25 protein-coding genes, 1 tRNA gene and 1 pseudogene are annotated in these 20,156 nt (G+C 72.6%); 9 read left to right on the forward strand and 18 right to left on the reverse strand.

The genetic code is table 11. The features are described from left to right. Nucleotides 1-29: 29 nt before the first annotated feature. Genes ACFFHU_RS11800 through ACFFHU_RS11810 form a run of 3 tightly spaced genes read right to left on the reverse strand, consistent with a single transcriptional unit; the run spans nucleotide 30 to nucleotide 2,269 of the window. Nucleotides 30-1,142 (reverse strand): glycosyltransferase family 9 protein, encoded by a 1,113-nt coding sequence (locus ACFFHU_RS11800; protein WP_377338116.1) that lies wholly within the window; start codon nucleotides 1,140-1,142, stop codon nucleotides 30-32. 3 nt (nucleotides 1,143-1,145) lie between these two features. Further along, nucleotides 1,146-1,751 (reverse strand): Hsp20/alpha crystallin family protein, encoded by a 606-nt coding sequence (locus ACFFHU_RS11805; RefSeq protein ID WP_377338118.1) that lies wholly within the window; start codon nucleotides 1,749-1,751, stop codon nucleotides 1,146-1,148. Continuing rightward, nucleotides 1,748-2,269, reverse strand: coding sequence for a DUF2231 domain-containing protein (locus tag ACFFHU_RS11810; protein ID WP_377338120.1), 522 nt, complete (start codon nucleotides 2,267-2,269; stop codon nucleotides 1,748-1,750). The genes ACFFHU_RS11805 and ACFFHU_RS11810 overlap by 4 nt, the downstream gene beginning before the upstream one ends. Before the next feature lie 222 nt (nucleotides 2,270-2,491). Between ACFFHU_RS11810 and ACFFHU_RS11815 the strand changes: the two genes are divergently transcribed. The 5 genes from ACFFHU_RS11815 to ACFFHU_RS11835 all read left to right on the forward strand — a co-directional run bounded on the left by ACFFHU_RS11815 (nucleotide 2,492) and on the right by ACFFHU_RS11835 (nucleotide 4,644). Continuing rightward, the gene (locus ACFFHU_RS11815) at nucleotides 2,492-2,665 is read left to right on the forward strand and encodes a hypothetical protein (RefSeq protein ID WP_377338121.1); all 174 of its coding nucleotides are present in this window, start codon (nucleotides 2,492-2,494) and stop codon (nucleotides 2,663-2,665) included. A 131-nt stretch (nucleotides 2,666-2,796) separates the two neighbouring features. Then, nucleotides 2,797-3,048, forward strand: coding sequence for a transcriptional regulator (locus ACFFHU_RS11820; RefSeq protein WP_377338123.1), 252 nt, complete (start codon nucleotides 2,797-2,799; stop codon nucleotides 3,046-3,048). Nucleotides 3,049-3,125: 77 nt separating this feature from the next. After that, a complete protein-coding gene (locus ACFFHU_RS11825; protein ID WP_377338124.1) occupies nucleotides 3,126-3,596 on the forward strand; it encodes a hypothetical protein in 471 nt (156 codons plus the stop codon). 9 nt (nucleotides 3,597-3,605) lie between these two features. Then, complete coding sequence (locus ACFFHU_RS11830; RefSeq protein ID WP_377338126.1) at nucleotides 3,606-4,178, forward strand: GNAT family N-acetyltransferase; 573 nt, start codon at nucleotides 3,606-3,608, stop codon at nucleotides 4,176-4,178. A 70-nt stretch (nucleotides 4,179-4,248) separates the two neighbouring features. Next, complete coding sequence (locus ACFFHU_RS11835) at nucleotides 4,249-4,644, forward strand: VOC family protein (protein ID WP_377338128.1); 396 nt, start codon at nucleotides 4,249-4,251, stop codon at nucleotides 4,642-4,644. On the opposite strand, the pseudogene ACFFHU_RS11840 reads toward ACFFHU_RS11835, so the two are convergent. Further along, nucleotides 4,613-5,418 (reverse strand): annotated as a pseudogene (locus tag ACFFHU_RS11840) (inositol monophosphatase family protein). The gene ACFFHU_RS11835 and the pseudogene ACFFHU_RS11840 sit on opposite strands and share 32 nt — an antisense overlap. A 768-nt stretch (nucleotides 5,419-6,186) precedes the next feature. Between ACFFHU_RS11840 and ACFFHU_RS11845 the strand changes: the two are divergent. Further along, complete coding sequence (locus ACFFHU_RS11845; RefSeq protein ID WP_377338129.1) at nucleotides 6,187-6,807, forward strand: hypothetical protein; 621 nt, start codon at nucleotides 6,187-6,189, stop codon at nucleotides 6,805-6,807. A gap of 33 nt (nucleotides 6,808-6,840) precedes the next feature. Next, nucleotides 6,841-7,353: a P-loop nucleotide/nucleoside kinase family protein gene (locus ACFFHU_RS11850; RefSeq protein ID WP_377338131.1), complete on the forward strand. Its 513-nt coding sequence runs from the start codon at nucleotides 6,841-6,843 to the stop codon at nucleotides 7,351-7,353. A gap of 55 nt (nucleotides 7,354-7,408) precedes the next feature. Here ACFFHU_RS11850 and ACFFHU_RS11855 read toward each other — a convergent pair whose 3' ends face one another. From ACFFHU_RS11855 to ACFFHU_RS11870, 4 genes are all read right to left on the reverse strand, one after another. Next, the gene (locus ACFFHU_RS11855) at nucleotides 7,409-7,861 is read right to left on the reverse strand and encodes a lamin tail domain-containing protein (RefSeq protein ID WP_377338133.1); all 453 of its coding nucleotides are present in this window, start codon (nucleotides 7,859-7,861) and stop codon (nucleotides 7,409-7,411) included. Between the two features lie 250 nt (nucleotides 7,862-8,111). After that, on the reverse strand, nucleotides 8,112-8,369 hold the full coding sequence (locus tag ACFFHU_RS11860) for a hypothetical protein (protein WP_377338135.1): 258 nt from the start codon (nucleotides 8,367-8,369) through the stop codon (nucleotides 8,112-8,114). Between the two features lie 47 nt (nucleotides 8,370-8,416). Further along, nucleotides 8,417-8,632 carry a helix-turn-helix transcriptional regulator gene (locus tag ACFFHU_RS11865; protein ID WP_377338136.1) on the reverse strand — a complete coding sequence of 72 codons (216 nt, stop codon included), beginning with the start codon at nucleotides 8,630-8,632 and terminating at the stop codon, nucleotides 8,417-8,419. A gap of 18 nt (nucleotides 8,633-8,650) precedes the next feature. After that, nucleotides 8,651-9,064: a hypothetical protein gene (locus tag ACFFHU_RS11870; RefSeq protein ID WP_377338137.1), complete on the reverse strand. Its 414-nt coding sequence runs from the start codon at nucleotides 9,062-9,064 to the stop codon at nucleotides 8,651-8,653. A 137-nt stretch (nucleotides 9,065-9,201) separates the two neighbouring features. Between ACFFHU_RS11870 and ACFFHU_RS11875 the strand changes: the two genes are divergently transcribed. Then, the gene (locus tag ACFFHU_RS11875; RefSeq protein ID WP_377338139.1) at nucleotides 9,202-9,942 is read left to right on the forward strand and encodes an aminoglycoside phosphotransferase family protein; all 741 of its coding nucleotides are present in this window, start codon (nucleotides 9,202-9,204) and stop codon (nucleotides 9,940-9,942) included. A 25-nt stretch (nucleotides 9,943-9,967) separates the two neighbouring features. On the opposite strand, the gene ACFFHU_RS11880 is transcribed toward ACFFHU_RS11875, so the two are convergent. From ACFFHU_RS11880 to ACFFHU_RS11895, 4 genes are all read right to left on the reverse strand, one after another. After that, on the reverse strand, nucleotides 9,968-10,444 hold the full coding sequence (locus tag ACFFHU_RS11880) for a DUF5959 family protein (RefSeq protein WP_377338141.1): 477 nt from the start codon (nucleotides 10,442-10,444) through the stop codon (nucleotides 9,968-9,970). 40 nt (nucleotides 10,445-10,484) lie between these two features. Next, nucleotides 10,485-10,850, reverse strand: a complete 366-nt coding sequence (locus ACFFHU_RS11885; RefSeq protein ID WP_377338143.1) for a hypothetical protein — start codon at nucleotides 10,848-10,850, stop codon at nucleotides 10,485-10,487. Between the two features lie 207 nt (nucleotides 10,851-11,057). Continuing rightward, the gene (locus ACFFHU_RS11890) at nucleotides 11,058-11,453 is read right to left on the reverse strand and encodes a DUF2750 domain-containing protein (protein ID WP_377338145.1); all 396 of its coding nucleotides are present in this window, start codon (nucleotides 11,451-11,453) and stop codon (nucleotides 11,058-11,060) included. Between the two features lie 170 nt (nucleotides 11,454-11,623). Continuing rightward, nucleotides 11,624-11,697 (reverse strand) — tRNA-Thr (locus tag ACFFHU_RS11895). Between the two features lie 207 nt (nucleotides 11,698-11,904). On the opposite strand from ACFFHU_RS11895, the gene ACFFHU_RS11900 reads away from it, so the two are divergent. Beyond that, nucleotides 11,905-13,737 carry a metallophosphoesterase family protein gene (locus ACFFHU_RS11900; protein ID WP_377338146.1) on the forward strand — a complete coding sequence of 611 codons (1,833 nt, stop codon included), beginning with the start codon at nucleotides 11,905-11,907 and terminating at the stop codon, nucleotides 13,735-13,737. Between the two features lie 23 nt (nucleotides 13,738-13,760). On the opposite strand, the gene ACFFHU_RS11905 is transcribed toward ACFFHU_RS11900, so the two are convergent. From ACFFHU_RS11905 to tmk, 6 genes are all read right to left on the reverse strand, one after another. Beyond that, nucleotides 13,761-14,597, reverse strand: coding sequence for a PSP1 domain-containing protein (locus ACFFHU_RS11905; RefSeq protein ID WP_377338147.1), 837 nt, complete (start codon nucleotides 14,595-14,597; stop codon nucleotides 13,761-13,763). Nucleotides 14,598-15,005: 408 nt separating this feature from the next. Next, nucleotides 15,006-15,674, reverse strand: a complete 669-nt coding sequence (locus tag ACFFHU_RS11910; protein WP_377338149.1) for a hypothetical protein — start codon at nucleotides 15,672-15,674, stop codon at nucleotides 15,006-15,008. Continuing rightward, nucleotides 15,674-15,982, reverse strand: a complete 309-nt coding sequence (locus tag ACFFHU_RS11915) for a type VII secretion target (RefSeq protein WP_377338150.1) — start codon at nucleotides 15,980-15,982, stop codon at nucleotides 15,674-15,676. Before ACFFHU_RS11915 ends, ACFFHU_RS11910 begins: the two co-directional genes overlap by 1 nt. A 1-nt stretch (nucleotide 15,983) precedes the next feature. Further along, nucleotides 15,984-16,310, reverse strand: coding sequence for a YbaB/EbfC family nucleoid-associated protein (locus ACFFHU_RS11920; RefSeq protein WP_377338152.1), 327 nt, complete (start codon nucleotides 16,308-16,310; stop codon nucleotides 15,984-15,986). Nucleotides 16,311-16,464: 154 nt separating this feature from the next. Next, nucleotides 16,465-17,682 carry a DNA polymerase III subunit delta' gene (locus ACFFHU_RS11925; protein ID WP_377338153.1) on the reverse strand — a complete coding sequence of 406 codons (1,218 nt, stop codon included), beginning with the start codon at nucleotides 17,680-17,682 and terminating at the stop codon, nucleotides 16,465-16,467. After that, a complete protein-coding gene (tmk, locus tag ACFFHU_RS11930; RefSeq protein WP_377338261.1) occupies nucleotides 17,682-19,919 on the reverse strand; it encodes a dTMP kinase in 2,238 nt (745 codons plus the stop codon). Before tmk ends, ACFFHU_RS11925 begins: the two co-directional genes overlap by 1 nt. Nucleotides 19,920-20,156 lie beyond the last annotated feature (237 nt).

Consider the following 20,156-nt stretch of genomic DNA (forward strand, 5'->3'; position numbering starts at 1 on the left):
TAGGAAGGGCCCCTTCTTAACGCCCTGGATCAGCCGCCGGCCGTCAGGTCCGCCAGCGCGGCCAGCACCTCGGACACCGGTACGTCCGTGACGAACGACTCGCGGTGCGCGCAGCCGTCCCCGGGCCGGTCCGGGTAGATGTCCCGACTGCAGTCCGCGCCGCAGACCGGGCAGCGCAGCGTCCACGAGATGATCGGCCGGTGCCGGGCCCGCAGCGGCGTTGCGCAGTTGATCACGTTGCCGACCCAGAAGACGCCCACCGTCGGCGTGCCCACGGCACCAGCCACGTGGACCGGGCCGGTGTCGTTGGCCACCAGCGCCGCGCAGCCGGCGAGGAACCCCACCAGCCCGCCCAGGGACAGCTCGCCGGCGAGGTCCCGCACCGGTTCCCGGGCCGCCGCCACCACCCGGGAGGTCAGCTCCCGCTCGCCGGCCGAGCCGGTGACGAACACGTCGTACCCGTCGGTGACCAGCCGGTCCGCGACGGCCGCGAAGCGTTCCGGCGGCCACCGCCGGCGCGCGTCGGTGGCGCCCGGATGCAGCGCGACCCGGGGCCGGCCGGCCCGGCCGGTCACCCGCTCGGCCTCCGCCCGGTCGTGGTCGGTCACGACGAGCCGCGGCGTCCAGGTCACCGGGGCGGCGCCGACCAGCCCGACCACCTCCAGGTACCGCACCGTTTCCGGCTGGTAGATGACGTACCGCAGCCAGCGGTCCAGCGGGGGGGCGTCCTCGGCCCGCAGCCCCACGGTCACCCGCGCGCCCAGGCCGCTGATCAGCGGGTTGGAGTTGGCGCCCCCGCCGTGCAGCTGCACGGCCAGGTCGAACCGCTCGCGGCGGGCGGCGGCCAGGAAGTCCTCCGGCGACGCGGCCGGCTCGTCCGGGCCCGCGGCCCGGATGCCCGGCCCGGGCGGCACCACCAGCACCCGGTCCACCGGGCCCGGCCGCCGTCCGTCGAACAGCTCCGCGTGCCAGGGCGCGCCGAGCAGCACGATCTCCGCCTCCGGGTACGCGGCCCGCAGCGCCTCCAGGGCGGGCAGCACGAAGATGAAGTCGCCGAGCGCGTTCGCCCGGAGCACGGCGATCCGCCGGACGCCGGGCACGAGCTCACCGGACGCCGGCGGCGGTCCGTCGGGTCTGCTCATTCCTCAGCTGGGCCGTTGCAGCGTGGTGTCGACGTCCGGGTGGTGCAGCTCGCGGTCGGCGGCCGGGTCGATCGGGCCGGCCGACGGGCCACCGCCGGCGGTGCTCCCGGCGCGATCCGTGCTCCCAGCACCGCCCGTGCGCCCCGCGCCGAGCCCGACCGACGCGCCCGGGCCATATCCGGTACGCCCGATCGTGATGGTGCGCCGGGCGCTCCGGCCGGACCGGGGCAGGTGCACGGTGAGCAGGCCGTGGTCCATCACCGCGTCGATCCGGTCGGCGTCGACCCGGCTGGGCAGCGTCATGCGGTGCTCGAAAGACCGGGTGCGGGAGCCGCTGCCGGGCATCCCGAGATCGGCGTTGACCTCCTCCTCCGAGCGGGCCCGGATGCACAGGTCCCGGTCGTCGAGCTCCACCGCCACCTCGTCGGGGGCCACCCCGGGCAACCGGGCCAGCACCGTCCAGCCGTCCTCCGTCTCGGCCAGCTCGATGTCCGGCGTACCGCCGCCGGAGCCGACCAGGGCCGTACCGACCAGCCGGCCGAGTTCGGCACGCAGCGCCTGCAGCTCGGCGAGCGGATCCCACCGCTCGCCCCGGCGCGGTGCGGTCATCGCGCGTCCCCCATCTGCCCGAGCTTGCTGTTCGGCGGCCCGGTGGGGCGCAGCGAGCTGGGCGCGTTCAGACCGGCGTCCGGATCCACCCCCACGCCGAGCCGGTCGACCAGCTCGCCGCCGAACCAGGCCCCGACGGCCGCCCCGGCCAGCGCCACGAGCTCGATGGCGAGCAGTCCGCCGCCGGCCGAGTGCCCGGCCGCCGCCGACATCCGGACCGCCCAGACCCCGGCGAAGAGCAGCAGCACGCCCGTGTTGACCAGCGCGTGCATGATGCCCACCCGCTTGGCCCGGGTGCCGGCCGGGATGGCCAGCAGGTCGAATAGGCCGGCCGCGGCGGCGAGGATGCCCACCACCAGGCCGACCACGATGTTCCAGTACGCCACCTCGCCGAGCACGGCCGAGCCGCCGAGCGCGTCGGCCAGGTCGAACAGGACGCCGGTGACGAAAAGCGCCACCGGAAACATCACGAGCATGGGATGCACCGGGTGACCCAGCACCTTGAGTCGGCTCTCCATGGCGCCTCCTGGGGCTGCGGCGGGGGCGGCGGTGCGGTCCGGATGCGGACAGCGGTACCCGTCTCGGGGTCGGACAAACCCACCGCTCCGCTCGCCGACCCACCGGTAGCTTCCCCGATTTCTTCCGCTTTCGCGCCGACTCGCCCGTTTAGCCGACACCGTCTTCGGGTACGCCGCGCCGTCCGCCGGGCCGGCCGATGGGCAGCAGGGATGGAGGGAGCCATGCCGATTACCGTCAAGAAGATCTTCTCGTGGCTCTTCCTGGGATTCGTGATCTTCTTCGTGGCGTTCCGCCCGGACGGCGCGGCACAGACGGTCCGGGGCATCGGCGGCGTGCTGATGGCGATCGCCCAGGGCCTGGGCGACTTCCTGACCAGCCTGACGGCCTCCACCTGACGGCCTCCACCTGACGGCCGCGACCAGACGCCTCGACCCGGCGGCCCCGACCCCGACGGCCACCGGCCACGGCGCTGCGGGGCCCTCGGCGGGACAGCAGCGGCGCGCCCGCCGGAACTATCGTGGCCGGCATGCCCGCCGCGAGTCCGGAACAGATCGCCCGGTCCTTCACGGTCAGCGCCACGTCGATCATCGACGGCACCGCCGACCTGCGAACCTATCCACACCGGTACCTCTCCGTGGTCTCCTCCGGTCCACCCTCGACAGCGCTGCCGGAGGTGCTGTCCTGCGCGCAGTTCCTCGGCCAGTTCGGCTGGGAGCTGGTCAACGTGACCGACCTCGGCGCCTCGCGGATCACCAACGCGATCCTGCGCCGCGGTTGACCCCGCCGGCGGTCCCGACGGGAGCGGCTCGGGCCGTATGCTTCCGCGACCGAGCGACCAGTACCCGGGAGGATCATGTGCGGTGGCGTTCGCGGGTCCGGGCGGTCGCGCCGATCGCGGCCCTGCTCGTGCTGTCGAGCCTGCCGGCCGGGTGCGGGGTCCGCCGCCCACCGCCGGACCGGTCCGGGGCACCGTCCCCCGCCGCGGCGGAGGCGCCGACCGGCGCCGCCGGCCTGGCGCTTCCCCGGCTCGGCGGCGGCAATGCCGGGGGGACGGCCGTCGAGGCCGCCGACCGCACGGGCGGCTGGACCGGACGAATCGGCGACGAGCGCAGCCGGGGGCCGCTGGACGTCGAGGTGGCCTGCCGGGGCGGCGACGAGATCGAGGTACGGGCCACCTACGGCGCCAGCCTCACGGTGAGCTGCGACGGCACCGACCAGGGGTTCACCGACGAATCGGCGCCGAAGGGCGAGATCACGGTGACCGTGCGGCCGGCCACCCTGGAACAGCGCTGGTCCGTACGCATCTCGCGCGGCCGGCCGGACTGAGTTCGCCCGATGCCGTCGCTCACCACACCGGCCGTGCCACCCGGCGCGCTCGCGAGTCGCGAGCAGCCCGTCCTGGCGGCCGACGGCCTGCTGCTGCGGCCCTGGCGGCCACCGGACCGCGACGCCGTGCTGACCGCGTACGCCGATCCGGCCATTCAGCGATGGCACTGTCGCACGATGATCGGGCCTGAGGCGGAGGCCTGGATCGCGGCCTGGTCGCGGCGGTGGGCCGCCGAGACCGACGCCAGCTGGGCCGTCTTGGCCGGGGACGCGGTGGTCGGCCAGGTCGGCCTGCGCCGGATCGACCTGGCGGAAGGCTGCGCCGCCGTGTCGTACTGGGTGCTGCCGGCCGCTCGCGGCCACCGGACCGCGCCGCGGGCGCTGACCGCCGCGGCCGCCTGGTGTTTCGGGGAGCTGGGCTTGCACCGGCTGGAGCTGTCGCACTCGACCGCGAATCCGGCGTCCTGCCGGGTGGCGCTGCGGTGCGGCTTCCCGGTCGAGGGCACCCGGCGCGGCCAGGGCCTCCACGCGGATGGCTGGCACGACATGCACCTGCACGCCCGCCTGGGCACCGACGGCTGACGAGGCTGGATGTCCCACCGGCCGCCTATGCTTCGGGCGACATCGACCCGGTTCAGGGAGCGCGGTTCGCATGATTGGTCGGCTGCACCACACCATCGTCGACTGCCCCGACCCCGGGGTCCTGGCGGAGTTCTACGCGGCGCTGCTCGGGTTGCCGGTCACGTACCGCAGCGCCGACTTCTTCGTGGTGTCCAAGGACGACACCACCTCCGGCCTCGGATTCCAGCTCGCGCCGGGCCATCGGCCGCCGCGGTGGCCGGACCCGGCCGCGCCGCAGCAGATCCACTTCGACGTCATGGTGGACGACCTGGACGAGGCCGCCACGGCCGTGCTCGCGCTCGGCGCCACCGAGCTGTCGGGGGCGGACCACGTCTACGCCGACCCGGCGGGGCACCCCTTCTGCCTGATCAACCGGCCGTCCTGGGCGGCGCCGGTCAACCCTCCGCCGGGCGCTGGTGCCGGATGAGTTCCAGCAGCGCGGCGTGGGTTTCCCGATCGGCGGCGACCACCAGACCACCGGCGCCGGTATGCAGCGGCTCGCCACGGATGCCGGTGACCACGCACCCCGCGGCCCGGCACAGCGCGATGCCGGCGGCGAAATGGACGCTGTCCCGCAGGTGGCCGTCGGTCACGTAGGCCGCCCGCCGGCCGGCGGCCACCCAGGCCACGGCCAGGGTGGTGGAGACGACCCGGGGCCGGAACCGCTCGGCGAAGCCGGGGTCGGCGAGCAGCCGGACCGCCCGGAAGTCCGGGTCGTTGGGAAACGGCGGGTCGAGGTTGACGTCGATCAGCCGGGAGTCGGGGCTCGGGGTGATGGGTTCGTCCCGGCCGTCCCGGCGCAGGTATGCACCGGCGCCGTCGGTCCAGAACACCTCTCCGCTGAACGGGTCGGCCACGGCAGCCGTCGTGGTCTCCGCGCCCACCCGCAGGGCGACGTTCACCGCCACCAGCATGTTCCGGACGGCGTAGTTCAGCGTCCCGCACAGCGGATCGACCAGCCACTCCCGGCCGTTACCGCCCGGCCCGCTGCGGCCGCTCTCCTCACCGACGATGCCGTCCGCCGGTCTCGCCGCCCGCAGCACATCGAGGATCCCCTGCTCCGCCTCGATGTCCGCGGCCGTGGCAAAGTCGCCCCCGCCCTTGTCGAGGCGGGTCAGCGACGTGCCGTACCTCGCCAGCACGACGGCGGCGCCGGCCCCCCCGCGGCCGAGACCGCCAGCTCCGGGTCCGAGATCGACATGCCGTTACGGTACGCGCCCCGATCAACGGGATCGGCCGTCCCGCGGAGCCAGCCGTCGGGGCCGCTCAACTCGTGATCGTCGGCCCGGCCGGGCCAGTCCCTCGGACGACCGAGAACAGGACGCGGCCAGCAAACCAAGAATCGGTCTCCGCATCGTCGAGCGTTCGAACGGTGACTCGTGAACAGGCCACCAGTCCGACCGGTCCGGGCTCTCCAGGACCAGCCAGAGTTGGGGAATCGGCAACGACTCCATCCCCTCGAACCAGTGTTTCTCGCCGTCGGCGGCGAGGCGAAGAACGAGATCCTCGTAGCTCCTCCGGAGCTTCATGAGCTCGACTGCCTCGAACAAGATGCTCAGGGTTCCTCGCGCGCCGTATCCGGAACTCCGGAGCAGCAACTGGGAATGCCCGACGCCGTAGCGCCACAGCCGGAACGCCCGCCCGCTCTCCCAGGGAAGAGCGTGGGGTGGTCGCTCAGCGGGCCGGGGTTGCGGGGAGAACTCGCCCCGCTCATCCTTCGACGGCATCATGCCTCCGTACGGCTTGACGGACCTGATGGCTCAGCATCACCGGCTGGCATCCCGAGGGGACGGCCCGGCCGTCCCTGATCGAATACCCTGCACTGATCGCGGGATCAGCATGGGGGATGGCGGGAATGACCTGTCCTAAGTGTGGTGCCATTCTTGATCGTCCTGGGCAGGGACACGTGTGCTCAGGTGCTGGCGCTCGGGTCGCGGCACTACCGCTGGGCTGGCGCGTTGCGGCATGGGTGCTGGTCGCGGTCGCCGCGCTCGCTGCGGGGCTCTCGCTGATCCGAGCAGCGATCGATGCCCACCTGCTGGCCGCGCCGAGCGGCCGGACCGTGCTGGTGCTGGCGGCCGTGGCGCCCGCGGCGCTCTTCCTGGCCTTCGCCGCCTTGGCCCGCGCGACGAATCGCTTGGTCGAGACACGGTTCTCGATCGTCCGCAACTGGGCACTCTCCAGCGGAGGCCTCGTCCTGTTCCTGGCGTACCTCCTGCCCTTGAAGATCCCGGTGGCCCTGCACCTGGCGCGGGCGGTCGGCGCCATCCTGCTGATCGCCGGCGTGCTCATCGCCGATCGCAAGCTCCGGCGCTGGCAGGCGGCGCCGGTCCCAGCGATCACCGTCCTCCCCGGCGTGGCCGCCGGGCCGCAGACCGATCCTGTCGGCCGGTACGGCGCTGCCGGTATGCCCGCGCTGGGTGATCGGGATCGACCCGAGCAGGCGCAGCCGCAGCGGCCCCGACCGCAGGTCTCCGGGACACAGATGTCGATGGAACCGGAACCGACCGACTGGGACGCCTCGCTCTGGGACCCCGATGTCCAGCAGGACATCGAGCACAGACGCCGCCGCGGCGGACCGACCGGCTGATCTTTTGTCACCGGCGGCTGGCAGGGTGGGTCCATGCTCATCGTTGTCTCCGGCCTGCCCGGCACCGGAAAGTCGGCGGTGGCGGCCGAGTTGGCCGCCCGGCTCGACGGCGTCCACCTGTCCATCGACCCGATCGAGGAGGCGTTGCTCGGCGCGGGGCTGCCCCGGTCCTGGGAGACCGGAGTGGGCGCCTACGAGGCCGCACGGGCCATGGCGGAACTGAACCTCGACCTCGACCGGACGGTCGTGGTGGACGCGGTCAACGACAGCGAGCCGGCCCGAAACACCTGGCGCGTCGCTGCGGAGCGGGCAGGCGTACGGCTCGGGTTCGTGCTGCTGACCCTGGCCGACGAGACCGAGCACCGTCGGCGGCTCGAAGGGCGGGTCCGCGACCTGGTCCACGTACGGGAGCCGTCCTGGGCGGACGTGCGGGCCCGGCGGGAGTCGTTCGAACCGTGGACCGAGGATGCCTGCCTGCGGCTCGATGCGGAACGGGCCGTCGCCGAGCTCGTTCCCGACATCCTGGCGTGGCTGGCCGGTCGGTAGCGCCGATGCCGATCGAGGCGGGGGGCCGCGACCGGGCACGACGGCGCGACGGGGATCAGCAGTACTTGTAGCTGCCCCGACCCCACGAGCAGGAGTCGAGCAGGGTGCCGTAGTTGCTGCGCAGGTATGCGGTGTCACCCGTGTTGTTCCAGACGTACCAGCCTCGGCCCCAGTAGCGGTGCACGCTTGTGTTGGTGCCCTTGCCCGTGTGGACGTACACGCTCGCCCCCGGGCGCAGCACGAAGTCGCCGGAGAACCGGTAGGTGGCCCCGGCCTTGTCCCGTACGGTGAAGTTCTTCAGGTTGAGCGCGTAGCTGCGGGTGTTCTTCAGCCCGAAGTACTCGGCGTTGAGGCTGGCGTTCGAACCGGTGTCCTTGCCCGGCGAGTCGTAGTACACGATCGTCAGCATGACCGCCGGATTGGCGGCCTCGGCCGGCGCGGCGGCGGCTAGCGTTGCGCCGAACCCGATGACAAGAGCGGAGACGAGGCTGATCAGCCGCTTCTTCAAGGTGGTCCCCCCTAGGCTTTGATCTTGGGGGCGGAGCGTATCCCTGTTCGGACGGCTGACTGAGACAGCAATCCGACAGTAACCAGTTCTCAATATCTTCGGTGGAGCGCGCGCCGCCGGACGATGCCGCGGCCCATCCGGTTCGGCACCGGCTGGCCGCCGGTCGCGCCGGCTTCCGCCGGTACGGCCACTGCGATCGAGCCGTAGGACGGCTCCGGCCTGTTGGCCCGAACCGCGCGAAGGCTCTGGCCTACCGTCCCGGAGCCTCAGGAGCTGAGCGCCGCCGTCGCTGCAACGCCACGGCCGACATCAGCTGGCTCGCACTACCGACCGTCCACAGTGCCGCAAGGACCCAATGCCACGGCGTGGGCTCTCCGACGGCCACGACCACCCACGCCAGGCCGAGGAGGAGCCAGATCCCGCCCATGATGAAGCCCTGCTTCGGGGTCTTGGCGGTCTGCCACCACGGGTTCTTGACCGGCGTCATATCGGCGATCTTCGCACTCACCGCACAACGCCGCTCGGGACCGGCTCGGGGATTCCCTCCCGTCAGGGTCAGAGTGCTGGCGGGGTGGCATGATGTTCGTCGTAGAAGATCGCTTCGAGGGGCTGGCCGAGTACACGCGCCAGGCGGAAGGCTAGCGGCAGGCTGGGATCGTATCGGCCGGTCTCCAAGGCATTGACGGTCTGCCGAGAGACGTCCAACAGGTCTGCCAGAGCAGCCTGGGTCCATCCCCGGTCGGTGCGCAGCTGTCGGATGCGATTCTTCATGGTCAGTGTCCGGCGCGCTCACCGGGAGGCGATGGCAGTGGCCGCCGCCCAGGAGGCCATCCCAGCGCCAAAAGCCAACCAAGGACCGGCCGGCACGCTGAGACCCGCGGCCGTCAGCATGCCCAGGACCACGCAGGCGACCATGGCGACAGCGAAGCCGACCGCGAGTCCGCGCAGCTGGACCAGCCTCGCGTACTCATCGGCGTGGCGCAGGCTGCGCACCACGGCACGCACCACACCCAGGACGGGCACGACGGGTACCAACGCCCAAACGAATCGCCACGGGTTTTCGCCATCGAGGCCACCCCAGGTGACGATGGCGACGATGGCGACAACGTAGGCGGCCATGGCTGGGGCGAAATCGCGGAAGTAGGCGCGGGCGCGGGCCCGGTCCCCGCGACTCTGCCCCTTCGTGTCAAGGTTGCTTGTCATGAGGACAGCGTGGCCGGTCGCCATCAGATGTGTCAAGCATGCTTTCCATTCAAGTTGAGCGTTCCCTTGCCGCCTTTTGCGTACTGGATGCGGACTGCCAGGGCGTCGTTGCAGCGAAAGGGGCGTTAGGGTTTCTCATGACCGAGGTTCCGCTGACGGGTGGGCACCTCGCTCGTGAGGTCGTGCGGGTCGACGGAGCCGTGCACCGCCGAAGCAGCGGGGACAACGCGTTCAGCGTTCGCGTGCTCTCCCATTTGCAAGCCGTCGGCTACCCATACGCGCCGCGGCGCCTGGGCGTCGACGAAGAGGGTCGGGACGTTCTCACGTTCGTTCCGGGCGAAACCACTGACCACCCCAGCCAGCGGGCGCTCGGAGCCTACGCCCAGGGCGGGAAGATGCTCCGCGCCCTGCACGACGCCACCGCCGGCCATGCACTGGCCGAGGGCCAGGAGTGCGTCATCCACGGTGATCCGGGTCCCTTCAACACGATCTTCCAGGATGGCCTCCCGGTCGCCTTCATCGACTGGGACTCATGCCGCCCGGGCGATCCACTCGATGATCTCGGCTACATGGCCTGGACCTGGTGCATTCAGACGCAGGGTCACGTACCGATAGCGGACCAGGCCCGCCATCTTCGTGAGCTACGCGACGGATACGCCGACATCCAGTCCGAGTCGCTGATCCGGGCCATCGTGCGCAGGCAGACTGAGCTCGCCGAGGCGGAGCAAGCGAACCTGCGCAACCGCCGACACGCTCCTGAGCGACGACGCCACGCCGAGTTGGCGATCTCTTGGGCCGAGGCAGACCGAGAACTGGTCGTCCGACATGAGAAGGACCTGCTCGCCGCCTTGATCGACCCACAGCAGCCTCGGGATTAGAAGAAGATCACAACTGGCTGCACGGCTAGCTTCCGCTGCTACGCCAGGTCAGCGCGCCGTACGACGTCTTGATGACCTCACTTGGCCAGGTTTGCCGGACCAGGTACAGCCGGTCGCGGTGAGCGGTGAGCCAGCCATCGGGCAGACGCACAGCGACTCGAACCGAGGTCATCGACATCACGGGGTCGATCACGGTGACCTCAAGGTAGTCAGAGTCGTCGGTCCGCTCGACCTGGATCTCCGGGTTGCGGCCATCGTCCATCCAGCGGACGCTCTCCCCCGCGTGCAGCGCGCCCAACGCCCGCTCCCAGTCGTCAAGATCTTCACGAGACAGCGGCGCGTCCAGCCGTCCGCAAGCGAATCCGCTGTTCACGACGATCTCTGCCCGGAGATGATCGTGAAAGGTCAGGACTCCTGGTGAGAATCGGCCGAGCACACGGACGAGCACGCTGTTCTCCTCGTCCGCGAATCGGATCAGCTCTACCGGGCTAACCGCCGGCATCGATGGCCTCCTTCAACGATTCCGCTCGCCGGCGACCCCGTTACTCCTCGGGCCAGGTGTGGGGCTCGGTCAACCATGGTTGGCCGGGATTCTCCCGATAGGCCACCTGGCCAATCGGAAGGCTCGCAAGTTGAGTTACCGACGAGTTCCGCTCGATGACGTGCTTCATGCAGGTCGCGACCACAGCGCCGGGCTGATTCGGATCGTTCACTCCGTCACCGACAAGCCAGGAGTTATCGTCGGCATGGATGACTTCCCGCGCTGGCTCTACACCATCCAGCACAGTCCGTTGGACGACTGCGCCGAGGTTGCCGGGAAACTGGCCCCCGCTGAAGGGAAAGGGCAAAGACCGAAACATCTCATGCTGATCCGAGTGCTCGTGAGCCTCGACGTTGCGATCATCCACGGCAACACCATAGGGGCCTCCTACGCGCTCCGCCACGTCAAGACGGGCTTGACGCACGTACCGACCCTGCCGCAACAGACGAAGCTGCTCTCGTATCACCAACCGTGCCCCCGGCGAACATGCCGGCGCGTGCGACAGCAAAGCGGCCGGGCATCTCTCACCGCTCCCCGCCGTCCGCGGACCTCTTGCGAAACGGTTGCGGGCCGGTCAGTGCCGGAAGGTGGGCTCCTGCCGACCCCTCGTCTCCGCTGGGCGACTCACCAACGCGACGGCGAGTCGGTTACGGACTTCGCCGACGGTGAATTCCCAACCAACCAGCCGCGCTCCAGTCCAGTTGATGCCGAGAAGGAAGCCGTCACGGGCCAGGTCCGGCAGTTCCCTGTTCTGCCACTGCTCCAACGACATCGACTCGACCCGCAGACCACGCCCCCATATCTCGGCCGCCCGCTGGGCACGAGCGAGTGTTGACCAGTACGGAGCGGCCCGCTTGCCGTTGGAGGTGATGGGTGCGGGGCTGCCTTCGTCATCGCGGACGAACCAGACGACCTGGTTACGAGCGACCTCACGAAAGAAGGCCGCTGCCTGGGATCCGCTCTGGCTCATGACTTCGTGACGGTAGCAGCGCAACGACGCTGGGCACTGTCGCCGACCGGCTGGACGCGGCTGTCGCGGCGTAGTGATGCGAGGCATGTGCGGACTGGCCCGGCTGGCGGCGGTGTTGTTGACCTTGGAAAACGGCAAAGCCCAGGCCGATGACCTGGGCTTCCGTGCCGAGCCGCCTGACGGAATCGAACCGTCGACCTACGCATTACGAGTGCGTCGCTCTAGCCGACTGAGCTAAGGCGGCAACAGCGGTCAAGTGTACGGCATCCCCCGCCGGCCGCCCTGAGGGGTTCCACCGCCGATCGCGACGGTGATCTCGGGCTTTGCTGCAGCGACCCGTTCGGCCAGACGGCGGAGCCCATGATCAGCAGCGCCGGTGGCGCCGAGGCGGGTTGCCAAGTGGTCGGGGAACGGACAGTGGGTCCGTAACGGTACGACTAGGCTCGCGGCGGTGACCGATGATCAGGCCCGCGACAGCGCGGACCGGCTCACCGCCCCGACGGGGGCGGGCCGTATCCCGGGTCAGCCCACGACGGCCGGCCGAGAGCCGGAAACGGCCGCTCCGGACTGGGAACGCTGCTCGGATCCCACGCCGCCGCGCCGGCCGAAGAGCCTGGACCCGCAGGAGCTGGGCTACACCCGCCGGGCCCGGGTGCCCTGGCTCGCGCCCCTGCTGCTGGTGATCACCGGCCTGCGTACGCTGCTGGCGTTGCTGTTCGGGGCGTACCTGGACAAGCGGGAGCTCCAGGGTTCGCTGCCGCACCGGATCCACCGGCAGACCGCCCCCGACGGCGGGTTCTGGTTCGACTACGTGGCCGACCTCGGGGACGGCTTCGACGCGACGTACACGATCGCCTATCTGCTCTCCCGGCCGGAGCTTGCGGTCGCGGGGGTGGACGGCGGACCGCTGCCGCGCGGGCGGGCCCTGATCATGGGCGGCGACCAGGTCTATCCGACGGCGAGCGCGGCGGCGTACGAGGACCGCTGCAAGGGACCGTACGAGTCGGCGCTGCCGCAACCGGCGCCGGGCGCGGAGATGCCGCAGCTGTTCGCGATCCCCGGCAACCATGACTGGTACGACGGGTTGACCGCGTTCCTGCGGCTGTTCGTGCGGTCCCGGGACGACAACATCGGTGGCTGGTGCACACCGCAGACCCGGTCCTACTTCGCCATCGAGCTGCCGGGCGACTGGTGGCTGCTGGCCCTGGACGGGCAGACCGGGTCCTACCTGGACGATCCGCAGCTCACGTACTTCGAGCAGGTGTCCCGGCACCTCGGGCCGGACTCCAAGGTCATCCTCGCCACCCCGGAGCCGTCCTGGGTGAAGGCGGTCGACCACCCGGAAGCGTACGACTCGATCGACTATTTCCTGCGCAAGATGATCGAGCCGACCGGGGCCCGGGTGCCGCTCATGCTCTCCGGCGACCTGCACCACTATGCCCGGTACGCACGCCCGGACCGGCAGCTCATCACCTGCGGTGGTGGCGGCGCCTACCTCTACCCGACGCACCACCTGCCGCCCCGGATCGAGGTGCCGCCGCCGGACACCAGGTCCCGCAAGTCCAGCCCGAGCCGGACGTACGAGCTGGCCGCGCGGTTCCCGGACGCGGCCCGGTCCCGCCGGTACGCCTGGGGCATCTTCGGCCGGCTCCCGTTGCGCAACCCGGGCTTCGGGACCCTGCTCGGCACCCTGCACACCCTGCTCATGCTGGCGATGGCCGGCACCGCCGTGCAGGGCGCGGGCAGCACCGAGCAGCGGCTGTTCAGCGTCCCGCTGCTGGGCATGCTGCTGGTCACGCTGCTCGGCGCGGCGTTCTTCGCCAAGCCGCCCAGCGTGGGCGGCAAGCGGCACGCCCGGCACTGGATCCTCGGCGTCACGCACGGGCTGGCGCACGTGGCGCTGGCCGCGGCCGGCACCTGGGCCTGGCTGCACCTGCCGTTCTATCGGTGGGAGTGGCCGCTGCCGGCGGCCGCCGCGGCCGTGCTGTACGGGCCGGTGGTCGGCTTCCTGGCCAGCGAGCTGGTGGCCACCTACCTGCTGGTGGCCGGCGCCTTCGGGGTCAACCTCAACGAGCTGTTCGCGGCGCAGGGCATCGAGGATTCCAAGGGCTTCCTGCGGCTGCACATCGCCGCCGACGGCTCGCTCACCGTCTATCCGCTGGCCGTCGACCGGGTCGGCCACCGCTGGCGGGCGGAGCCGGAGGGACCGCCGCACGCCGCCTGGATCTCCCCGCAGGCGCCGATTCCGGTACGCCTCGCGGAGCCCCCGATCACGCTGCGCTGAGCGGTGAGATCGGCGGCCGTCGCTCAGCCCGGATAGTAGGCGTCGTGCGCCTTGCGCGGGCCGCAGACGTCGGCGCGGCTGCACGAGCAGCGCGCTCCACCGTTGTCCAGCCGGACCGTGACGGCGTCCCGCGGCACGTCGTGCCCGACCACCCGGCCGTCGCCCTCCGGCGTGCTCACCCGGGCCCCGACGGCCGGCGCGGACGCCTGGAACTGCTGGTAGAGCGGGTGCTCGTACTTGAGGCAGCACATCAGCCGGCCGCAGGCCCCGGAGATGCGCAGCGGGTTGAGCGGCAGGTCCTGGTCCTTGGCCATCCGGATGGTCACCGGCTCGAAGTCGGTGAGGAAGGTGGCGCAGCACAGGTCGCGGCCGCACGGCCCGATGCCGCCCTGCACCCGGGCGGAGTCCCGGGCCGACAGCTGGCGCAGCTCCACCCGGCAGCGCAGGGTGGCGCCGAGGTCGCGCACCAGGGACCGGAAGTCGACCCGGTGCGGGGCGGTGAAGTAGATCGTGGTCCGGCCGCCGGTGCCGGCAGGCTCGACCACGTGGTCGACCGCCACCACCTTCATGGGCAGGTCGTGCTCCCGGATCAGCCGCTTGGCGGCCACCTTGGCCTCCGCCTTGCGCCGCCGCAGCAGCTCGTCCCGCCGCAGGTCGTCGTCGCCGGCCAGCCCGGCCAGCCGCGGGAAGCCGCTGGTGTCCTCGCTGACCCACTGCGCCGCCCACACGCACTCGGCGACCTCGGGACCGTCGTCGGTGGGCACCAGCACCCGGTCGCCCACGGCCGGTCGCAGCTCACCCGGATCGAGGTAGTACAGGCGCCCGTACCGGTTGAAGCTGACCGCGCACAGCATTCCCATCGGCCCACCATACGTCCGCGACAGGGGCCGTCGGCCACCCGGCCAACCCCGGCCGACCGTCGGTGTCCCGCCGCAGCCGGCCGGCCGGGCGGAGTCGGTCAACCGTCCGGATGAAAGCTCCTTTTACCCGGCGACAAACCGTCAGTGCGGGCGTTGAGTGAGGCACAGAACCTGCGGGGGGTGCAGGGAAGCCACGGCGTCGCAGCCGGAACAGCCGAGGGGTACGGCGTTCCAGAGCGCGACGCCGTCGGCTTGCCCGGTGCCGGTCGGTCGTCCCGCCGGCCCACCGGATCCATCCGGCCAGCCGACCCGCCCGCTCCGTCCACGGCCCGGTCAATCCACGGCCCGGTCCGTCCACCGCCCGGTCCGTCCACGGGCATCCGTCCACGGCCCGCTCTCGTGGGCGGCTCAGCGCCGCACCCGGGTGGTGCTGTCCCACCGGTACGCCGTGGCGGCGTCCGGCGCGAACGGCGGCGACTCGGCCGGCACCGCGTCGTATCGCCGCAGCAACTCGTCGCCGTCGGACTGGACCTCGACCACCGCCGCCAGAATCCGGGCACCGATCTCGGCACCGGCCCGCGCGGCCGCGCCCCCGGGGTCGCTGAATCCACCGGTCACCACGGTGACGGCCTCGGCCGAGCCGAGCACCTCGGCCAGGGTCCGGGCGAGCCGGTCCCGCGCCCGGGCGGCCCAGTGGGCGAGCGCGGCCGCGAAGTCGGCGGTCTGGTGCAGCCGCCCGGCCAACGAGTCGGCGCCGCCGGACACCCGGGCCGCCAGCGCCGACCGGCGGACGGCGAACGCCTCCGCGGCCGGGCCCGTCCAGTCGACCGGGCCGGTCAGCGCCGCCGCGGCCGACTCGTACGCGCGGACCGGCCGGCGCACGACGTCGGCCGCCTCGCCCGGCGGCCCGGGACGAAGCGCGGCCACCGCGGCCAGCGCGGCGCCGGGCAGCGTCCCGGTGCGCCGGACCAGCGGCCAGATCCGGTGCTCGGGCGGCGCTCCGGAACCGGTCAGCAGGTCGTCGACCCGACCGAGCAGCTCGGTGGCCGGGCCGGCGAGCCGATCGAGGGCGTCCATCACCACTCCCCGGCGTGGCGCTGCCGTGCCGCGTGATCGGTGTCGGCGTACCCGCTCGCGGCCTTGCGGACCGCGGCGGCCGTCCCGGTCAGCTCCTCGGCCGCGGCGGCGGCCTCCCGGGCCCGCGCGTCGACCGCGGCGGCCCAGTGCGCCTGCAGGTCGCGACCGAGCGTGCCGAGCCGGCCCGGCACGCCGCCGGCCAGGGCGGCGGGCGGGATGCCCGCCCCGGACCGGAGCTCGGCGGCGGCCTCGGCCAGCCGGTCGGCCTCCTCGGCCAGCCGGCGGGAAACGGTGTGCAGACTGTCCATCTCAGGCCTCCGCCAGTGGCCGGTACGCCCCGAATGTCTCGGCGTGCAGCTTGTCCCTCGCCCAGCGGGCCGCGTCGGCGGCAGCGGTCACCGCCGCCTGGACGGACCGGGCCACGTCGGCCGCGGCCCGCCCGTGCAGACCGGCCAGCAGCCGTACGTCGGTGATGGTGCCGTCACCGGCCACGGCCACCTCGACGAGACCGTCCGGCGAGCGGACGGTGACCTGAAGTTTCCGCACCGCCCGGTCGAACTCGGCCCGTAGTGTCTCGATGCGGCGGTATCGCTGCACCGCCTCCTCGATCCAGGCCTCGTCGATCTCGCGCCCCATCGGCCGGGTCCTCCTCCCGCCCGGGCACCGGCACCGTTCACGGACCGTGCCATGCCCGTCGCGTTACGCCGAGGGAACCGTACCGGTCGATGCCCGACCCGCGAAAGCCCGTACCGGCCAGCCTGTGGATAACGCGGCGAGGCCTGTGGATAAGTCAGCCGCGCCAGAGGGCGAGCATCATCGACTCGACGGCGATCCGCGGCTTGACGTTGGCCTCGATGGCCGACCGGCAGGCCAGTACGGCCTCCAGCCGGCGCAGGGTCGCCTCGGGCGTCCATCTCTGCCCGGCCGTGCGGGCGAGCTCGGCCACGTCGGTGTGCACGGCCGGCACCGGCGCGCCCATGGCGACCGTCAGGGCGTCCCGATAGAACCCGGCCAGGTCGACCAGGGCCCGGTCCAGCGCGTCCCGCTGGGCCCGGGTGGCCCGCGACCGCTGCCGCTTCTCCAGCTCCTTGAGCTGGCCGGCGGCGCCCCGGAACGCGCCGGCCGCGCCCCGGCCGGTGCCGCCGGCGCCGAGCGCGGTCTCCAGGGCGGTGCGCTCCCCGGCGTCCAGGTCGGCCACCGAGGCCACGGCCTCGGCCTCGGCCGCCTCGATCAGCGCGGAGGCCGCGTCGAAGCAGGCGCCCACCCCGGTCAGCCGGCGCGGTACGGCAAGTACGGCGTCCCGCCGCTTGCGCGCCTCGGCGTCCCGGGCCAGCCGGCGGGCCCGGCCCACGTGCCCCTGCGCCGCCGCGGCCGCCCAGCCGGCCAGTTCGGCCGGCACCCCGTCCCGGGCGGTCAGCACGGCCGCCACCGCCGCGGCGGGCGGCTGGCGCAGCGGCACCACCCGGCAGCGGGAGCGGATGGTGACCGAGATGTCGTCCGGGTGAGTCGACGGGGTGCAGAGCAGGAAGACCGTGCGCGGCGGTGGTTCCTCAATGGCCTTGAGCAGGGCGTTGCCGGCCGCCTCGGTGAGCCGGTCGGCGTCTTCGATCACCACCGCCTGCCACCGGCCCCCGGCCGGGGTGCTGGCGGCCCGGAGCACCAGCGTGCGGATCTCGGTGACCGAGATGGACAGGCCCTCGGGCACCACGAACCGGACGTCGGCGTGGGTGCCGGAGAGCGTGGTGTGGCAGCCGGCGCAGGCTCCGCAGCCCGTCCCGGTGCGGCACTGGAGGGCCGCGGCGAACGCCCGGGCCGCCACCGAACGCCCCGAACCCGGGGGGCCGGTGAAGATCCACGCGTGCGTCATGGCGGCGGTCGCCCCGGGCGGCTGCTCGACCTGCTCCGACGCGTCGACCCGGTCGAGCAGCAGGGCCGCCGCGGCGGCCGCCTGGCGCAACGTCGTGACGGCCTCGTCCTGCCCGACGAGATCGGCGAAGACGTCCGGCATCAGCGCCGGGTCCCCAGCTCCCGATCGGCGTCCGCCGGCGGCGCCTGCCGGGGCGGCGTCACGGACGCCTGCGCCGGGTCCGGATGATCGTCGGCGGGCGGCAAGCCGGCGTCGGTCCGGACGGCGGCCGGCGGGAAACCGGCGTCGGTCCGGGCGGCGGCCGGCGGCGAACCGGCGTCGGTCCGGGCGAACTCGCGCAGCTCGGCGTCGGATAACTTCGGCTCCACCGAGGTGTCCGGCGGGCGGGCCGGATCCGGATGCTCGGCCGCGTCCGGCCCGGCGAGCATCTCGGTGACCCGGGCGGCCACGGCCGCGGTGACCTCCTCAGCGGGGCGGGAAGCGTCCAGGACGAGGTAGCGCCGCGGGTCGGCCGCCGCGAGGTCGAGGAACGCCAGCCGGACCCGTTCGTGGAAGTCGTTGGACTCGGCCTCCAGCCGGTCGGCGTCGCCGCCGCGGGCCGTGATCCGCGCCTGGCCGACCGCCGGTTCGACGTCCAGCACCACGACCAGGTCGGGCTTGAGCCCCCCGGTGGCCCAGGAGGAGAGCCAGGAGACCTCGTCGCTGGGCAACACCCGACCGGCGCCCTGGTAGGCCAGCGACGAGTCGACGTACCGGTCGCTGATCACGACGGCGCCCCGGCTGAGGGCCGGCCGCACCACGGTGGCCACGTGCTGCGCCCGGTCGGCCGCGTAGAGCAGGGCCTCGGCCCGGGGCGACAGGTCCGGACCGCCCGGTTGGTCGAGCACCAGGCTGCGGATCCGCTGCCCGACGTCGGTGGCCCCCGGCTCGCGGGTGAGCAGCACCTCGCGGCCCTGCTCGCGCAGCCGGGCGGCCAGCGCCTCGGCCTGGGTGGACTTCCCGGCGCCCTCGCCGCCCTCGAAGACCAGGAAGAAGCCGGTCGAGGTGAACGGCTCGGCGGCGGCCAGCGGGCGGCCGCGGATGGATCCCCACAGGTCGGCGAGGACCGGCACGCCCGGCTTGTCGTCCATCTGGCGGAACGCGCTGACGCCCGCGAAGATCCCGGCCAGGCCGGCCACCAGCAGCAGCAACCGGGTCGAGGAGACCGAGATGCCCAGGTCGGCGATGTTGAGCCGGCGGGATCCGCCGACGCCCACGATCAGGCTGCTCAGCGAGATGGCGACCATCAGCACGAGCCGGGTGCCGGTCTGCACCACCGCGAAGACGCGGCCCCGAACGTCGTCGGCGATCTCGCTGCCCAGCAGGGTTATGCCGGCCAGGAACGCCATCCCGGCGCCGGCGCCCACCAGGATCGCCCCGAGCATGGCCATCGACAGGTGGATGGCCGCGGCCAGGAACAGCACCGAGGCGCTGGCCAGCACGATGCTCACCCCGAACCAGCGCCGACGGGACATGTCCCGCACCACCGTGGGACCGAGCCCGATGCCAACCGCCAGACCCACGAAGATCGCGCCGAAGAGCAGGTAGAAGGCAGCGTCACCGGCGCTCAGCGAGGCGGTGAAGAAGCGGGCCGTGCCGATCACGATGCCGCCGCCGGCGAACGCGCCGAAGATGCCGAGCACCAGGCCGCGGACCAGGGGACTGCGGCCGATGAACCGCCAGCCGTCGAGGAACTGGCGCAGCACGCTCTCCTCGGCCGGCCCGCGGGCGCCGCCCCGGCCGGTGGCGCTGATCTCCTTGATCCCGAAGAACACCACGATCGCGGTGGCCAACCGGGACAGCGAGTTGAAGTAGAGCGCGAGCTGTGCGGGTTGGGCCCAGTCGGGCAGATCGCTGCCCACCGCCCGCACGCTGGCGTCCAGCGCGGACAGGCCGACCGCGGCCAGCACCGGGGTGAGCCCGTACGTGGTGATCAGCGTGAGCTGGTTGGCCGTCTCCAGCCGGGACTTCGGGATCAGGTTGGGGACCGCGGCCTCCTTGGCCGGGATCCAGATCAGCGTGACGCCCTCGATCAGGAAGGTGGCGATGGCGGCCCAGCCCACCACCACGGCGCCGGACAGCCCGGAGAGGGCCACCAGCGGGATGGAGGCGAACAGCACGAACCGCAGCAGGTCGCAGATGACCATCGTGTAGCGCCGGTCGAAGCGGTCGGCCAGCACCCCGGCCACCGGGCCGAGCACCAGCGCCGGCAGCAACCGGACGGCGATCACCGAGCCGAAGGCCGCGCCCTTGGCCGCGCTGCCCTGAACCTGGGCGGCGGCGAAGACCGAGGTGGCGAGCAGGCCGAGCCAGTCACCGAGGGAGGCGACGCCCAGCACGATCCAGAGCCGGCGGAACGCCCGGCGGCGCAGCACCGACCGCAAAGCGGCCAGGCCGGAGCGCTCCACCGCGGCCTGTGGCGGTACGGAGGGGCCGGCCAGGGAGTCGTCCCCGTCGGCTGTGCCGTTGTGCGTCTCGATGGCCGTACCTCCACCTGCCAGCCCAGCGCTGGGCTCCCCCGACCTGTCACTCTAACCCCGCCGGCGTACGGCCCGGCCCCGACATTCCCCTGACCT

The sequence above is a fragment of the Plantactinospora siamensis genome (assembly GCF_042434095.1).
Classification (GTDB): domain Bacteria; phylum Actinomycetota; class Actinomycetes; order Mycobacteriales; family Micromonosporaceae; genus KBS50.

Coding starts and splice junctions, on each gene's coding strand:
- ACFFHU_RS11920 (WP_377338152.1), bottom strand. CDS start 16,310: ATGGGGCGCGAGATCGACGAGGCCTGGATCGAGGAGGCGGTGCAGCGA.
- ACFFHU_RS11820 (WP_377338123.1), top strand. CDS start 2,797: ATGCCCGCCGCGAGTCCGGAACAGATCGCCCGGTCCTTCACGGTCAGC.
- ACFFHU_RS11905 (WP_377338147.1), bottom strand. CDS start 14,597: ATGGGAATGCTGTGCGCGGTCAGCTTCAACCGGTACGGGCGCCTGTAC.
- ACFFHU_RS11800 (WP_377338116.1), bottom strand. CDS start 1,142: ATGAGCAGACCCGACGGACCGCCGCCGGCGTCCGGTGAGCTCGTGCCC.
- ACFFHU_RS11875 (WP_377338139.1), top strand. CDS start 9,202: ATGACCGAGGTTCCGCTGACGGGTGGGCACCTCGCTCGTGAGGTCGTG.
- ACFFHU_RS11890 (WP_377338145.1), bottom strand. CDS start 11,453: ATGAGCCAGAGCGGATCCCAGGCAGCGGCCTTCTTTCGTGAGGTCGCT.
- ACFFHU_RS11835 (WP_377338128.1), top strand. CDS start 4,249: ATGATTGGTCGGCTGCACCACACCATCGTCGACTGCCCCGACCCCGGG.
- ACFFHU_RS11865 (WP_377338136.1), bottom strand. CDS start 8,632: ATGAAGAATCGCATCCGACAGCTGCGCACCGACCGGGGATGGACCCAG.
- ACFFHU_RS11805 (WP_377338118.1), bottom strand. CDS start 1,751: ATGACCGCACCGCGCCGGGGCGAGCGGTGGGATCCGCTCGCCGAGCTG.
- ACFFHU_RS11815 (WP_377338121.1), top strand. CDS start 2,492: ATGCCGATTACCGTCAAGAAGATCTTCTCGTGGCTCTTCCTGGGATTC.
- ACFFHU_RS11880 (WP_377338141.1), bottom strand. CDS start 10,444: ATGCCGGCGGTTAGCCCGGTAGAGCTGATCCGATTCGCGGACGAGGAG.
- ACFFHU_RS11870 (WP_377338137.1), bottom strand. CDS start 9,064: ATGACAAGCAACCTTGACACGAAGGGGCAGAGTCGCGGGGACCGGGCC.
- ACFFHU_RS11910 (WP_377338149.1), bottom strand. CDS start 15,674: ATGGACGCCCTCGATCGGCTCGCCGGCCCGGCCACCGAGCTGCTCGGT.
- ACFFHU_RS11850 (WP_377338131.1), top strand. CDS start 6,841: ATGCTCATCGTTGTCTCCGGCCTGCCCGGCACCGGAAAGTCGGCGGTG.
- ACFFHU_RS11925 (WP_377338153.1), bottom strand. CDS start 17,682: ATGCCGGACGTCTTCGCCGATCTCGTCGGGCAGGACGAGGCCGTCACG.
- ACFFHU_RS11915 (WP_377338150.1), bottom strand. CDS start 15,982: ATGGACAGTCTGCACACCGTTTCCCGCCGGCTGGCCGAGGAGGCCGAC.
- ACFFHU_RS11810 (WP_377338120.1), bottom strand. CDS start 2,269: ATGGAGAGCCGACTCAAGGTGCTGGGTCACCCGGTGCATCCCATGCTC.
- ACFFHU_RS11830 (WP_377338126.1), top strand. CDS start 3,606: ATGCCGTCGCTCACCACACCGGCCGTGCCACCCGGCGCGCTCGCGAGT.